Source organism: Streptomyces sp. NPDC048018, assembly GCF_043202995.1.
In the GTDB taxonomy this organism is placed as follows: Bacteria; Actinomycetota; Actinomycetes; order Streptomycetales; family Streptomycetaceae; genus Streptomyces.
Genome location: NZ_JBIDBK010000007.1, coordinates 267,257 through 280,590 on the forward strand (window position 1 = coordinate 267,257; position 13,334 = coordinate 280,590).

General features: G+C 66.9%; 15 protein-coding genes and 1 pseudogene. 3 read left to right on the forward strand and 13 right to left on the reverse strand.

The annotated features are described in order from the left end of the window. Positions 1 to 74: 74 nt before the first annotated feature. The 5 genes and pseudogenes from ACGF1Z_RS27090 to ACGF1Z_RS27110 form a co-directional block, all read right to left on the reverse strand. On the reverse strand, positions 75 to 254 hold the full coding sequence (locus ACGF1Z_RS27090; RefSeq protein WP_393008304.1) for a hypothetical protein: 180 nt from the start codon (positions 252 to 254) through the stop codon (positions 75 to 77). Between the two features lie 665 nt (positions 255 to 919). Next, positions 920 to 1,366: pseudogene (locus tag ACGF1Z_RS27095) on the reverse strand (DUF2637 domain-containing protein); the annotation flags it as partial. Next, positions 1,363 to 2,046, reverse strand: a complete 684-nt coding sequence (locus tag ACGF1Z_RS27100; RefSeq protein ID WP_393008306.1) for a WhiB family transcriptional regulator — start codon at positions 2,044 to 2,046, stop codon at positions 1,363 to 1,365. The gene ACGF1Z_RS27100 and the pseudogene ACGF1Z_RS27095, both read right to left, overlap by 4 nt. A gap of 118 nt (positions 2,047 to 2,164) precedes the next feature. Then, positions 2,165 to 2,917, reverse strand: a complete 753-nt coding sequence (locus ACGF1Z_RS27105) for an ATP-binding protein (protein ID WP_393008308.1) — start codon at positions 2,915 to 2,917, stop codon at positions 2,165 to 2,167. After that, positions 2,914 to 3,969: a hypothetical protein gene (locus ACGF1Z_RS27110; RefSeq protein ID WP_393008310.1), complete on the reverse strand. Its 1,056-nt coding sequence runs from the start codon at positions 3,967 to 3,969 to the stop codon at positions 2,914 to 2,916. The genes ACGF1Z_RS27105 and ACGF1Z_RS27110 overlap by 4 nt, the downstream gene beginning before the upstream one ends. 675 nt (positions 3,970 to 4,644) lie before the next feature. Between ACGF1Z_RS27110 and ACGF1Z_RS27115 the strand changes: the two genes are divergently transcribed. Continuing rightward, a complete protein-coding gene (locus ACGF1Z_RS27115; protein ID WP_393008312.1) occupies positions 4,645 to 5,514 on the forward strand; it encodes a helix-turn-helix domain-containing protein in 870 nt (289 codons plus the stop codon). 128 nt (positions 5,515 to 5,642) lie between these two features. Here the strand turns inward: ACGF1Z_RS27115 and ACGF1Z_RS27120 are convergent, their stop codons facing one another. The 3 genes from ACGF1Z_RS27120 to ACGF1Z_RS27130 all read right to left on the reverse strand — a co-directional run bounded on the left by ACGF1Z_RS27120 (position 5,643) and on the right by ACGF1Z_RS27130 (position 8,409). Continuing rightward, positions 5,643 to 6,272, reverse strand: a complete 630-nt coding sequence (locus ACGF1Z_RS27120; RefSeq protein WP_393008314.1) for an HAD-IA family hydrolase — start codon at positions 6,270 to 6,272, stop codon at positions 5,643 to 5,645. 239 nt (positions 6,273 to 6,511) lie between these two features. Then, on the reverse strand, positions 6,512 to 7,786 hold the full coding sequence (locus ACGF1Z_RS27125; protein ID WP_393008316.1) for an MAB_1171c family putative transporter: 1,275 nt from the start codon (positions 7,784 to 7,786) through the stop codon (positions 6,512 to 6,514). Between the two features lie 104 nt (positions 7,787 to 7,890). Then, positions 7,891 to 8,409: a hypothetical protein gene (locus ACGF1Z_RS27130; protein WP_393008318.1), complete on the reverse strand. Its 519-nt coding sequence runs from the start codon at positions 8,407 to 8,409 to the stop codon at positions 7,891 to 7,893. A 707-nt stretch (positions 8,410 to 9,116) separates the two neighbouring features. Here ACGF1Z_RS27130 and ACGF1Z_RS27135 point away from each other — a divergent pair. Further along, entirely contained in the window at positions 9,117 to 9,314 is a 198-nt protein-coding gene (locus tag ACGF1Z_RS27135) for a hypothetical protein (RefSeq protein ID WP_393008320.1), read from the forward strand. 61 nt (positions 9,315 to 9,375) lie between these two features. Here the strand turns inward: ACGF1Z_RS27135 and tcmP are convergent, their stop codons facing one another. The 3 genes from tcmP to ACGF1Z_RS27150 all read right to left on the reverse strand — a co-directional run bounded on the left by tcmP (position 9,376) and on the right by ACGF1Z_RS27150 (position 11,760). Next, a complete protein-coding gene (gene tcmP, locus ACGF1Z_RS27140; RefSeq protein WP_393008322.1) occupies positions 9,376 to 10,590 on the reverse strand; it encodes a three-Cys-motif partner protein TcmP in 1,215 nt (404 codons plus the stop codon). Positions 10,591 to 10,681: 91 nt separating this feature from the next. Next, positions 10,682 to 11,428, reverse strand: coding sequence for a DUF5131 family protein (locus ACGF1Z_RS27145; RefSeq protein WP_393008324.1), 747 nt, complete (start codon positions 11,426 to 11,428; stop codon positions 10,682 to 10,684). Positions 11,429 to 11,595: 167 nt separating this feature from the next. After that, complete coding sequence (locus tag ACGF1Z_RS27150) at positions 11,596 to 11,760, reverse strand: hypothetical protein (protein WP_393008326.1); 165 nt, start codon at positions 11,758 to 11,760, stop codon at positions 11,596 to 11,598. Position 11,761: 1 nt separating this feature from the next. On the opposite strand from ACGF1Z_RS27150, the gene ACGF1Z_RS27155 reads away from it, so the two are divergent. Further along, positions 11,762 to 12,052: a hypothetical protein gene (locus ACGF1Z_RS27155; RefSeq protein ID WP_393008328.1), complete on the forward strand. Its 291-nt coding sequence runs from the start codon at positions 11,762 to 11,764 to the stop codon at positions 12,050 to 12,052. Positions 12,053 to 12,121: 69 nt separating this feature from the next. Here ACGF1Z_RS27155 and ACGF1Z_RS27160 read toward each other — a convergent pair whose 3' ends face one another. Beyond that, positions 12,122 to 12,487: a MazG-like family protein gene (locus tag ACGF1Z_RS27160; protein WP_393008330.1), complete on the reverse strand. Its 366-nt coding sequence runs from the start codon at positions 12,485 to 12,487 to the stop codon at positions 12,122 to 12,124. A gap of 70 nt (positions 12,488 to 12,557) precedes the next feature. Continuing rightward, positions 12,558 to 13,331, reverse strand: coding sequence for a PIG-L deacetylase family protein (locus ACGF1Z_RS27165; RefSeq protein ID WP_393008332.1), 774 nt, complete (start codon positions 13,329 to 13,331; stop codon positions 12,558 to 12,560). Positions 13,332 to 13,334 lie beyond the last annotated feature (3 nt).

The window sequence follows — 13,334 nt, forward strand, 5'->3', positions numbered from 1 at the left end:
TCGGGGAGAAAGTGGGACCGCTCCGGACGGGATCCGGAGCGGCGGGGTTCACGGATAGTCCTGCCGGCGCGGGACTACCCGCATTCGAGGCACCGGGCGACGTGCCCGGACAGGTCCCGCGCCATGCGGTGCTTGCTGCTGTTGGCCAGCCCCGCGCTGCCCCTCGCGGCCGAGCGCGCAGCGTGGTTGAGCAGGTAGGTCGTCTCCCGCTCGTACTTGGCCCGGATACGGGCGAACTTCGGGCACGTATTCATCGGTTGCTCCTAGCAGTAGTGGGCTGAGGGGTGCGCAGGTGGGCCAGGACCGGGGACAGCCGCTCATTTCGGATCGGGATCTTGTGCTCACGCATGATCCGGCGGAGTTGCACGCGGGTGATCGACTCGTTTCCGTCCTCTGCCAGGGCCTTCGGGACGTGGGGACGGACGAGGTCGACGATCTCGTCCACGGTCAGCCGGGGGCGCCGGCCTCCTGATCCCGATGACGGTTCCTGGTGACCGTCAGTCCCGGTCCCCGTCTCGGTCCCCGTCGCGGCCCCGGTCCCCGTCGCGGTCTCGGTCCCCGTCGCGGTTTCGGTCCCGGTCTCGGTCTCGGTCTCGGTCCCGGTCTCGGTCTCGGTCCCGGTCTCGGTCCCGGTCTCGGTCTCGGTCCCCGTGTCGGTGCCGGTCCCCGTGTCGGTGCCGGTCCCCGTCTCGGTCCCCGTCGCGGCCCCGGTCCCCGTCCCGGTTTCGGTCCCCGTCGCGGTCCCGGACTCGGTCCCGGTCCCGAACTCGGTCCCGGTCCCCGTCCCGGTTTCGGTCCCGGTCCCCGTCGCGGTCCCGGTTTCGGTCCCGGTCCCCGACTCGGTCCCGGACTCGGTCCCCGTCCCGGTCCCCGACTTGGTCTCGCTCGCAGTGATGGACCCTCCATTGGTGCGTGTCTGCGGTGCGACGAGCTGGTGGATCTGCCGCATCAGGACTCCGAAGGCGAGGAGCGCGGCGGTCGGGGGGACGGCGGCGACGATGTAGTCGAGCAGCGGGACCGGCACGTTGCTGCTGCCTCGAACGCCAGCCACGTTCAGTGCGATGGAGCCCACTGAGCCGGTGACCGTCAGGCCGATCGCCCACCAGTCCGTGACGCGCCTCAGCCCTGCCCGCAGCATGAGCAGTTCGCCGGTCACGATGAAGGCATCGATCGTTCCAGGCCATGCCCACTGCCGGGCGCGGGCGCTGCCCAGGCCATGCTGGCCGGCGACTTCGGCCAGGTGGGCGTAGGACAGCCAGAAGGACGCGATGGTCAGGGCCACGATGACGGCGCCGGCGGAGATCAGGACGTACCGCTCGGCCGCTCTCTGAGCGGGGCGGCCGGTCGGGGCGTGAGGGTGAGTCATGCTGCCTTTCGGAAGCCGTCGACGACGACGGGGGTGTGGACGTGCCGGTCGACGGGGACCACGTCGTTGCTCGGGCGCTCGGCATCGGGAGCATCCGCGTCCTGGACGCTGCTCGCCGGCGGGTCTTCCGTGCCCGACCTGTTCTCCTGGGCGGGTACGACCGGGGCGGGGTCGGTGTGCACGTTGTGCCGATCGCGGTCTTCGATGGCGCAGGCTTCCGCGCTCATCATGTCGCGGGCCCACTCGACCGTGATGCCCAGGACATGGGCCAGGCGGGTTGTGCTCCAGCCCCTCGCGCAGGCGTACCGGACGACCGCGTTGCGCTCCAGAGTGCTGAGGTGGACGTCCCGTCCGTTGATCGCGGAGCGCACGCGGGCGTAGTCGAGGCGGTTGGCCAGCTTCTTACGCCACTGGGCGCGCTCCTTGAGGGTCAGGCCGCCCCACATGCCGTGCTCGACCTTGTTCTCCAGGGCGAAGTTGAGGCAGTCCCGCTGCACGGGGCAGGCCGCGCACACCTGCTTGGCCTGCTGGCGGTCGCGGAAGTTACGGGGGCCGTGGAAGAACAGGCGGTCGGCTTCCTTGGGGTTGATGCCGTAGCAGGCGGCGCGGGAGTGCCAGCTGTGGTCGGCGATCGAGCGGATGGTCGGCTGCGGACCGGTGTTGGTGGTGATGTAGCGCATCGGGGTGTCTTTCGGGTACGCCTCGGGCTCCCTCGACGCCGCGGGGCGGCGGAGGGGCTGGGGTGAGGCGGAGGTCTGGGCCCGGCTGCGGCGGCGGGCCGAGGAGGAGGGGCGCGTTTCAGCGCTGGAAGCGGCGGTCGGGGCCGGTGAAGCGGACCGGGGTGCACATGCCGGACATGCGGCTCAGCACGCGGTCGCCGACCAGGTCGCGCAGCACCGGTTGGCGGGGTGAGTCGGCGAGCTCGCGGACCGGCGGCAGATTCGTGGTGAAGATCGTCGGCATCTGGTTCTGGCAGCGCCAGTTCACCAGCCGGAAGAGGACCTCCTCGGTCCACGCCGACGTTTTCGCCGCACCGACATCGTCCAGGAGCAGCAGCGGCACCCGCACGATCCGACGGAGCTGGTGCTCCAGGTCCACGCCGGCCTGCGGCCGGGTGTCGCCGAACAGGTCGGCAGCGGTGGTCGCGTGCCAGGACACCCCGCATCCGGAGGCCGTCAGGGCCCGGATCGCGGCGTACGCCTGGTGCGTCTTTCCGGTCCCAAGGCTCCCCCAGAGCAGCAGCGACGGTCCGTGCATGATCCGCCGGCGCCCGGATGCGCCGAACTGCGGGTTCAGTCCGCCCGCGGACGGGGCGACCGCGCCTTCGGAGACCTTCCGCACCCAGGCGGCGACATCGGGGTGCTCCACCAGGGCTTCGCGGTAGTCGATCGGGATCCGCAGCTGGGCGGCCTCCAGGGCCGGGATCGGCTCCGGGGTGTCCGGCAGCTCGGCGGCGGGCTTGATCCCGCGTTCGGCGAGCTTGGCCTCCAGACGGGCTCGCAGGCGCTCAGGGACGGGCGGCTGCGGGTCGTCGAGCCGGTAGCGGGTCACAGTCCGCCTCCGAATCCGCTCGGCTCGGCAGCGGTGGGATCGAGGTAAGGCACGTAGCCGGAGGTGGCCCAGGGCCCCGCGCCGGAGGCGCCGACGGCGGCCGGAGGCGCTGAGGCGTTCAGAGCCTCGTTGACCAGGCTCGGCAGCACGCTTCCGTGCAGGCCCTTCACCCGCAGCCGCTCCAGAGCGCTGCGGATCACCTCCGGGTCGTAGCCTTCCTCGACCAGTGCCTTCACCTGGCGACCGACCAGCCCCACGACATCCTTCGGGGGGCGGTGCGCGGACTCCCGCACGTACTCGGCCACCAGGGCCTTCACCGAGGCACCCACCGGAGCGATACGCGGGGCGGGGGCCTCGCCCCCCTTGGGGAAAGATCCAGGATCCAGGATCCTAGATCCAGACGCCGCACCCTCGCGAGCCTTCGCTGAATCGTCGCCGAACCCCTCGCGGCCTGCGGATTCACTAGAAGGGCCCGAGGCGGCTCGGACAGGCTGCTCGTCACTGCTCACCCGCACCGGCCCGCCGCTCACGGCCTCCTCCGAGACGGTCGGGAGCTGCTTGGAGGCGGCCGAATCCTGCGTATCGAGGGTTCGACGAGGAGGGTGCGAAGGGGCCTGAGCGGCGTCCGAGCGGTCGGTGAGCGCGGCGCGGGCGGGGCCGACCGTCGGGCACGCGTCCTTCGCGCAGGCGCCGCACTTCTGGTGGCCCTGGTGGGCGGGGCACCGCGGGCGCCGGGAGGCGGACGGGCGGTCGATCTTCTGGTGCTTCTCCCACGTCACCACGTGGAGGTAGGCGTTCCCGTCACAGCCGGTGTAGCGGCAGATCAGGCCGGCCTGGGCGAGCTGCTGCAGATCGATGGCCACATGCGCCGGCGTGTGGTCGGCGCGCAGAGCCCAGAGCCGTCCCGCGATGATCGCGGGGTGGTCGCGGAAGCGGCCGGAGTCGTCGGCTTGGGTGAGCAGGCCGAAGAAGGTGACCATGGCGGTCACACCGACTGCGGCCAGGTCCTCGGACTCGAACGCCTCGGGCTTGATGGTGCGGATGCGGGCCATCAGACAGCACCCCCGCGGGCGGGGTTGCGAACGGGGGCTGTTGCCGCGCGGGCCGAAGGATTCGGCCTTTTGCGTTGGGCAGCGGACATGACACAATCTCCTGTGCAGTGAAGCCGCACCGTTGTGGTCCCGTGAGAAGGATCGGTGCGGATGAAGGTGATCTCCGCCCTTGCCTGGGCGGGAGCATCGTGAGCGTCTGGCGTCTGAGAGTTGCCTCTCTCAGGCGCCGTCGCCGTTTTTGCCGCCTATCCGGTGCGGCGGCTGCGGTTATTCGTCACGTCCCCTCCTCTGTTTCCCCTGGTCCGGGCGGGCTGCCCGGTGAGCGACGACGAACATACGAGGACAGCGCGGAAAGGTCTAGACATAACTCTCCATCCCTGTACAAGTTCCTGTGAGGCCCCGCCAGGCAGCGGTTGGCGCCAGCAGAAACGCGGCTTTGCAGCCCTGCTGCCGGCAACGACTGGGCATCGGAGCCACTAGCACGTTGCGCGTGCGGCGTCGGCATCGCAACATGCATGGAAGGTCCTCCCCGGGGCAGGCACCATGGAAGGGCGGGGCCTAGTTTCCAGGTGCGATACGGAAACTTACGTTAGTTTCACAGATGCATCAAGCCTGGACTACAGTGGCCCCCGAGGCCGCCCCCACCGGCCCGATCGCGACCCTGCAGGAGTACACGTGCCCCCTCGTCAGTTCGACGGCAAACGCCTCCGTGCTGCCCGAAGAGCCAGGGAGCTCAGCCAGAAGGAACTGGGCGCGAAGGTGGGAGTGAAGGGGCCGGCCGTGTCGCGGTGGGAAGACGGCCAGGAGTTCCCCAAGGGGGAGAAGCTGCCAGCACTCGCAGCAGCCGTTGGCCAGCCGCTTGACGACCTCTTCCCCACCGACGGCCCTGCGGACCTCCAGCTGCTTCGCTGCGACGCCGGCCTCAGCATCGCGCAGGCCGCCGAGGTCATCAACGCGAGCCGCGTCCCGGTGAGCAACGCCGAGAGCGGCCGACGCCGGCTCAGCGAGACGTACGTAAAGCCGCTCGCCCAGGCGTACGGCGTGACCGAAGAGGAGCTTCTGGCGGCGCAAGACGTAAGTTTCGGGATACGCCCCGAAGCCTCGCGCGACGGCCCGGCCACACCCCGGACGGTCGGGGAGAAGATCAATTATCTCGTGCAGCACGGCTATGTCGGCCAGGAAGCGCCCTCCAACGAGGAGATCGCACGACTCGTCAACGAGCACGCCGGGACAGCAGTGACGACCGACGACATCGTCGCCCTTCGTGAGGGCGTGACGACCGAGGCTTCCGATGCGGTGCGCGCCGGCCTCGCACACGCCCTCCAGGTCAATGTCGGCCTCTTTCAGGACGACAACGAACTCGGCGCCGAAGACCGCCAGTTCCTGGAGTCGCTGGTATTCCTCGGCTCGATCCGCCGAGGGCAGATCCTCGGACTGGCGGCCCGCGGCAACGGTCGGGGCCTGTCCGCCGAGATGATGGCCAAGATCAACGAAGTCGTCGGCGAACTGAGACACAAGCTGCCGGAGGTACCGGAGGGCGAGTAAGGCCACCAGGAGCCGAGCCTCGCATGTCTGTCCGACACGCCCTGAAACGCGAAGGACTCTGGTGCGACCCCTACAGGGGGTCGCACCAGAGTCCTTCGCTGTTCCTGGCTGCAGCAGGCGGGCTGTGATCAGGCCGTGGTGAGGTCCACGCCGAACAGTTCCGTAAGGGTCGCCACCGTCTGCTTGGGGTCCTGGTTGTGCACGCCCGTGATGCCCAGCTGCTCTGCTGCCTCGGTGTAGGCGGCGGTGTCGTCTACGAAGACGCATTCGTCGGCCGGCAGGTCCATGAGCTTGAGGGTGATCTCGAACAGCTCGGGGTCGGGCTTGCGCAGAAGGTGATGCTCGGAGATCACCACGACGTCGTACAGCCGCTCAAGCTCGTAGCCGTCATACAGGTCCCAAGGAGCGAGGCCCACGCTGTTGGACAGGATGCCCACCTTGATCCCCGCCCGCCGCGCCGCAGCCGCGGCATTGATCATCAGAGGCTCGGGGCGAAGGTCGCCGAAGATGCGGCCCATCAGGTTGTCGGCCGGCACGCCCAGCATCTTGCCGGCGAAGATGTTCCACTCCGTCTGGGAGACCGCTCCGCGCTCAAGGTCGCTGGTGATCCGGACGCCCTCCTCATCCTGGTACAGGGCAGTGAGGCAGGCGCCCTGCGGAAGACCCTCGCGCTGCTCGAATGCGAGCACTGCCGGCAGCAGCGGGGTGGTGAGAACGCCACCGAAATCGAGGATGAGGCCCGTGCGGCGGTTGGACATGCGAGAACTCCAGGTTGCTGAGATTTCGGACGCCCATCCGGACCGGATAGGGTCACGGCCCGGCTACGTATGGCGACGGGAGTAAGAGTGCGTCGCGGCCGGGGTTCATTCGCGGTGTGGAGGCGAGACCACCATCCAGTCCGCATCACCACGGTACCAGCCGCGTTCGCGGAGGCGGGGGTGCGAAATGTCACCCGTCGGCGCGCGAATAGGGCACGTTGTGCACCGTCGTATGCCGCTCACGTAGAGTGAGAGGCAGATCCGTGAAGAGCCTGTCGATTAGGATCCGAGAATTTTTCGACCGTGGCACACCGGTGGAGAAGGTCTCGTACCTGTTCTCCAGTGACGTGCGAATAGGCCGTGCTGACTCGCGCCAACCATGCCGCCTCGCTGTCGGTGTCGACGAACGGCTTTTCTCGCAGAGAGGCAGCCGGGTATGTATTTGCCGACGTCGACTCGGCGGCCTGGAGGGCGGCCTTAATCCAGTAAGCCTCTGCTGCCAGCTCAGGGTCGGGATGCGAGGCGGTAGCGTCCTCTGCGGCGAACATCAAGTCGCGCGGCGCGTAGTAGCGCAGCTTTTCGCAGGCGTCAGCAATATCTTGCGTCCACCGGTCCAGGCGAACATCGATGGGAACGCGAACATGTCTGAGTTCCGAGAGGCGCCGGCCTGGAGGGTAGAGACTTGTCCCCGGAAAAGCCTGCACCAGGTCAAACCAGAGGGGGTAGATCTTGTACAGGGTGCGCCAGCTTTTCCATCGTGCCACCGCTGCGCGGGTTGTCGGAATACTCGCACCTGTGGCGACGATCAGGAAAAGAAGGTTCATCCAGATCGACGTTGCGTCAACGAGGATCCGCATCGTGGAAGCGCTCAATGGGAACAGGACATCAGCCCACAGGATCGTGACGCGGGCCATTGTGTGGATAAAACCCATCCACATGGCCGTGCCCATCAAGCCCAGCCCGATCCGCATGCTGGTGCATTCGGCCTGCCGTGCCGCCCTCGTCCATTGGTAGCCGCAAACAGCCGTCGTAACGAAAGGGAAGAAATAAAATACGGTCATGTAGACCGCTACGCCCCATTGCCCAGCGTGATCGACCAGGAAGTTGTCGCTCGGCTTGTCCCGCTCCACGACGGTGAAGAAGAGCACCGTCAGCAGGGTGACGCCCACCGCTCCCGCCCTGTAAGAGGCCCGTGCGATCCAGCGGGAGACGGCGACGTGCCGCGGCACCTCCGCCCTGGAGGTCTTCCCGTAACTGGTGGCGACGTAGGTGAGGGATGCGATGATCGCCGCAGTGCTCGCAAAGTGCCGGAGTAGAGCGCTCAGGTCCACGACCGGAACACGATCGACCGCATCCATCGCCGCTGGCGTATAGAGCCACAGCGCTACGGCGAATCCCGCGTAGCCACCCCAAAGAGCTCGCCGATGGGCGTCCCCATAGCGCACTGCAGGAAAGCGCCATACGGCGATGACGGTCATCACTGCCGCAGTCAGGTATTTGAAGTAGTCGAACACGGAACCAGAGGGGTCTACAGGACGAGACGCTCGCCGATCGAGTCGGCTATCCTCGGCCTGGTTTCCGACAGATGGACGGGGTGGGGCTGGGAGTTCAGGTGCGACTAATGCCGACGTTGCGGTGGAGCGACCGGGTGGGCGAGTGAACGCTCCAGAAGGCTCACCATGTCATCTCCCATGACCGACTGTCTCCGTGCCAATCGCTTAATCAAAGAGGCGGACAGTTCGGCCTGCTTCTCCTCGGGGCTGTTGAAATCTACGCGACCCTGGACAAGTGATCCCGGGAAGCGGCAGAGGACTTCCTCGCGAATCCGGGCTGGGATGTACTGCTGGACCTGCTCATCCGTCAAGGATGTGCCGTGGTCCAGCCATTCATGTGAGAGCTCGTGAAGGATGATGTGCTCGGTCTGATTTCGACTTGAGCGGCGTCGGTAGAGAATCAAGGTGAAACCCGGCGCCTTTACGCGAAGGCCGCAAGCCGTACCCAGGCCGCCACTTGGATCATCCAGCGGTATGAGTCGAATCTGACGGCCGCGCGCCTCCTCCATGTTGCGCACCAGGGCCTCAACGCTGAACGGGGAGGGGATGGGCAGGTCTTCGAGAAGCCTCTCGCATTCCTTCACGAGGGCACGTCGCGAGGGGTCCCTGCGCCAAGCCAGCGGCCTCTCGCATTCCCTTACGAGGACGCGTCGAAAAAAGTCCCTACGCCAACGCATGGTTGCTCCATCGGTGCCACTGAGGTGATTACTGCCAGCCTCGTCCCGCTTACTTCCACGCGAGGCGCTAGTAGCCAGGAGCCTGTGGAGGGCGGGCGGTGGTCAGCCGTCGCGCGCCCTGTCTTCCCTGATCTTACAAGCAGGTGAGCATGATCCACCTGAGTTCGGCATGTTGTGAAAGTCACCTAAGCGTTGGAATCTCACAATCTGGGAATGCAAGATCGAATTCCAAGTTGAGTTTCGCCTCATTTGATCTTTGACCTGTTCCAGTCATCCCATGGGCTGCCCGGAGCGGTTACAGGAGAGGGCCTGGCATGCACGCTGCGCAGGTTCTGGTAGAGCGTGGTGCGGACTGCGTAGCCAGCGCGTTGTTCACGAGTCGTGAGCAAAGCCAGGCCCACCTGGTTACCTGGAGCGTTCATAGGGAGAGGGTCTCGGCGTAGACGTCCCCCAGGCGCTGCTGAAGCTCGGGGTGGGGGACAAGGGCGAGCGCTTTCGTGTGATCGGTTGTGGTGGTCGCGAGCAGCCGGCCCGCCCGGCCCGAGCGATAGGAGCGGCTCGCCGACCTCACTGCCGCAGCCGGCGCCGATGCGTATCTGTGCGGGACCGGCGGGATGACGTATTTCGCCCCGGGCCCGTTCACCACCCGTGGCATCGCCGTCGCCCCGTTCCTGCCTCCAAGCACCGGGATCTGGGCCTCCGGCCGGCACGTCACCTCCCTGTGGGCCCTGGCCCTCCTCGGCCCCAACGGCATCGCCGCCCGGCTTCAGGCCCTCACCGGCAGCCCCGACTCCCTCGAAGCCGCGGCCTGAGCACGTATCGGTGCGCTTCCCCCTTCTCGAGGAAGGGGGAAGACTTCGTCATGAGCAGGGCTCAGTAGGTCCCGGTGACACGGAGGTCGCGTACGTTGCCGACCCCGTTGCAGGTGGTCTTGCCTTCCCTGAAGAGTTCCTTGATGGCCGCACGGACGTGTCTCTCGCGGGCTTCGCCAAGTACACCGGCCAGGACTTCGGCCTGGTAGTTGCCCACGACGAAGCTGCCATGCTTTCGCAAGAGGTCTTCCAGGTTGGCACGGATCGTCTGGATCCACCTGAGGCGGCGGGCTTCTTCCTCCTGCTCGAAGGTGTCGCCGGGGTTGAAGAGCATGCCCGGGGTCTCCGGAGGGAGGCAGGCACGGCGCCATTCGACTTGTGCGAGGCTAGCCGCTTCACCGAAGAGCCACAGGCCGTCCCGGTGGCGGCTGAAGTGGACCAGGTTGTAGGCGACCTGAAGGTTCGCGCGGTTGCGTACTCCCACGGTCCATGAGCCTGCGCCAACTGCTCTGCCGACCCGCCGGGCGAAGCCTCGTGTGATACGGCGTACAGCCTCGGCATTGTCCCTGGAGTCCAGAAACTCCTCCCGCCACCAGTCCCCGCCGCAGGCTACGTCCAGAGCCCTTAGGGTGGCTGGCTTCCCAGGGGTGTCCCTCCTGCTGGTGAGGAGACCGCCGATACGGCGTACAGCGTTGGCGTTGAAGTTCAGGAGGACTTCGGTGGGCTGACGACTGGCGCGACGGCTCCCGAAGATCCGCTCGGTAAGGGCCTCGAAGGTGATACCGAGGCCGAAGGGGTCGAGGAAGGCGAACAGCGGCGACCCCTGGGCTGCTTCCAGGACGTGGTCCAGGTGCCTTTCGACACGGCCTTGCAGGGCGTGAGCGGCAAGGCCCTGCTCACGGGCCTCCTCGACGAGCTGGGACAGGGACTGGAAGTTCTTGCGGTTCTTCTCGATGAAGTAGCAGTCGAGCTTGCGGAAGTCCGCAATGGCGGCAGCAGACTCGAGGATGAGGGCCGGTGAGCCAGGAGTGCCGTCGTCGTACCGCCCAGGCCCTGCATAACCATCGAGGTAGACGACCCGACCGTCCGGTGCGTACTTGCCGACCTTGCTGGCGAAGGGAACGACGTACTTGTCGAGGATCGCGTGCTTGAGGACGGCTGCGGCCTTCTTGCTGACGAAGAAGGGGCTGGTGTCGTCCCGGACGTCCTCGCCTGCGGTTTCACCGCTCAGGTCGAGTACAGCGCCGTCGAGCGCTGCTTCATCGGGTCCTTCCAAGATCTCCGCCTCTCATCTCAGAACATCTGGGACAAGTTTGCGGCGGGTGAACCCGGTGTGTATCGGTATTGCCGAAACCGGATCGGGCCGCTCACACAGTGGCTGGAATCGGCATCTGGTCCCAGGTACACCCGTCAAGGATCCGTCCGCCGGCCTTGGGCGTGTGACCGCCCCACTGCTTGAAGAAGAACGCGACGTTCTCCTCCACGCACAGATCGCGGATCTGAGCAGGCCAGACGGGGTCCATCGGCCGGTGACGCGGTCCTGACTCGCCGCCGGCGATCACCCAGTGGATACCGTCGAGCTTCAGCCCCTCAAGCGGACCGAGAAGTGGCTCGCAGGACAGAAAACGGACAGCAGCAGGAACCTGGCGCAGGTCATCCACCCTCGGCAGTTCCTTCGCGGTCTCCACCGAGACGCCCATCCACACGTTGGCCGGCCACTCCAGGCGGTCTGCGACCTGCCGCAGCCGACGGGCCCGCTTGGTGAGGACCTGATAGGTGTGCTGAGGCGTATCCGCCATCACCTCGAACACACGACGCACGAAGTCCAGCGGCACTCGGGCGTGGAAGAGGTCGGACATGGAGTTCACGAACACCGTGCGAGGGCTCTTCCAGTCATAGGGAACGTCCAGGGCGTCAGGATGAACCGTGAGGTCAAAGCCTGGCCCTGAGGTCCGGGGATCCCCATCATTCTGGTACTTGGCGGCCCCCATGGCCTTCAACCGCTTCGCCAGAGTCAACGCGTAGCAGTTGTCGCACCCTGACGAGACACGGTCGCAGCCCGTCGTCGGGTTCCAGGTCGCCTCTGTCCACTCGATCGAACTCCGGTCGCTCACCGGTTACCTCCTGTCTGGCCGCCCCCAAGCATCGCGAGACAGCGAAGCGCCCCAGGGAACATGGCATAGGCCATCCAACCACCCTTATGGGACTGGATCTTGGCCAAAGTCCTGTTCTTAGACATCATCTGCGCTCGGTCACCTGTTCGGGGGCCCTGTCGCGGCTACTAGGTGCGGAGTGGGATGACGTCTGCGGCCGGCTGGTCGAGCCGCTCGGGCAGCTGTTGGTTCTCCGGGGTCAGCTGGTCGAGCTCCTCGGTCTTGTTGGCGATCGTCTTCCTCAGCTTGACGATCGTGGTCCGCAGGCAGGGTCTCGGCGTCTGAAGTGGCACCTTGTTCGTTGACCCGCGCTATCCGTGTACTTCCCCCTCTCGAGGGGGAAGTACAGGCGAACGTCCCCAGTCCCGTACGACTTCGTCGTGCGCCATCGCGTACCAGGCCAAGAGCCACCTCGAACTCAAGGAGTCGGAGATCGCCGCCCGCACAGCTGGGGAAGCGCTCCGGCTCGCGCGCCGCATCGGAGTACCGCGCTGCGAAGCCCTGGTCCAGGATCTCGTCCCCGCCTTCCGGCAGGTGTCGAGCGCCGAGGGCGTCGAGGAGTTCCTGGCCCTGGCCGCCGGTTGACGAAACCTGGAGAGCGCGCCTGCCACCAGGGCCTCTGCCACGTGACTCCCCGGTCGCCCGCACCGTTTTTCACGCCCCTTCGCGAGGCGGCGCACCGGTGTCATCGTCCAGGTCGAAGAAACTCGCGGCCTTCCGGGCGAGCAGGGCTTCGAAGAAGGCAGGCGCCTCGTCACCCAGCATCCGGTGCAGGGAGACCAGGCTGGTGATCGCGGCATCAGCGACCTCTTCCTGGACATGGCCCCAGGTGTGGCTCTGCCCCTTCCGGGGGTTGGTGGCCCAGGCGCCGATCACGGCCTGGGCCGACTCGCCGACCTCCTCGGTGAGTTTGAGGACCTGCAAGGTCCATTGCTGCTCTGCGGGGATTCCGCGCGCGGTGTCGAGGCGGGTGAAGAGATCGGCGAGTCGGCCGATGGTCTCCCACGGGGAGGGGCTCAAAACGGGCTCCATGGTTTTGGGTCCGGCGCGCGTAGCGCGACGGTGATTTGATTTGTGGTCATCGCGCTCTTCAGCTGGTCAGTTCCGGCAGCATGCCGGGCGCGAGGCCGGTGGAGAGGCGAGTGAAGTACTCGGTCCGGATGAGCGGCTCGCGGTCGACGGGAGTGAGACGGGAGAGGATGCCGGGCAAAGGGCGTTCCCTGGCGACTTGGCTCCTGTGGGCGAGGATGGCTCTCCACTTCTGGTCGAGATGGCTGCCCACGTCGACCGTCGTGGTGACCTGCTCGTCCGGGACGCTCAGGGTTTTCTTGCCGACCCGCTTCATGAGCGCGCTCAGCGTGCCGGCACGCGAGTGCGGGTGCGTGGCCGCGTACAGGGCCTGCGGGTGCCAGGGCGGTTCCGCGTCCGGGTAGCGGTGTTCGAGGCCGACGGCGTGGAAGGCGAGGACGGTCGCTTGGTGGGTGCGGACGTGATCGGGATGCCCGGTCAGCTGACCGTACGCGTCGTGGGTGATCAGGATCTGTGGGCGTACCGCCCTGATGTGCGCGACGATCGCCTCGACCAGCTCGTCGATCGGCGCGTCGCACAGCCGTGGCCGGCCCGGGGACGACTCGGGGACGCGCGCATCGGCGTAGCCGAGCATCCGCGGTTCCCCGGCGCGCAGAACGGTCAACGCATCGGCCAGCTCCGTGGCCCGATGGGTGCCGGTGGCCCACGTCGCAGTGACGACGGCCGTGTCCGCTCCTGCGGCGGCGTGCTGTGCCAGGACGCCTCCTGCCAGTAGAGCTTCGTCGTCGGGGTGACCGAAGACGGCGAGAAGCGAAGGGCGCGACGGTTGGGTCATGAC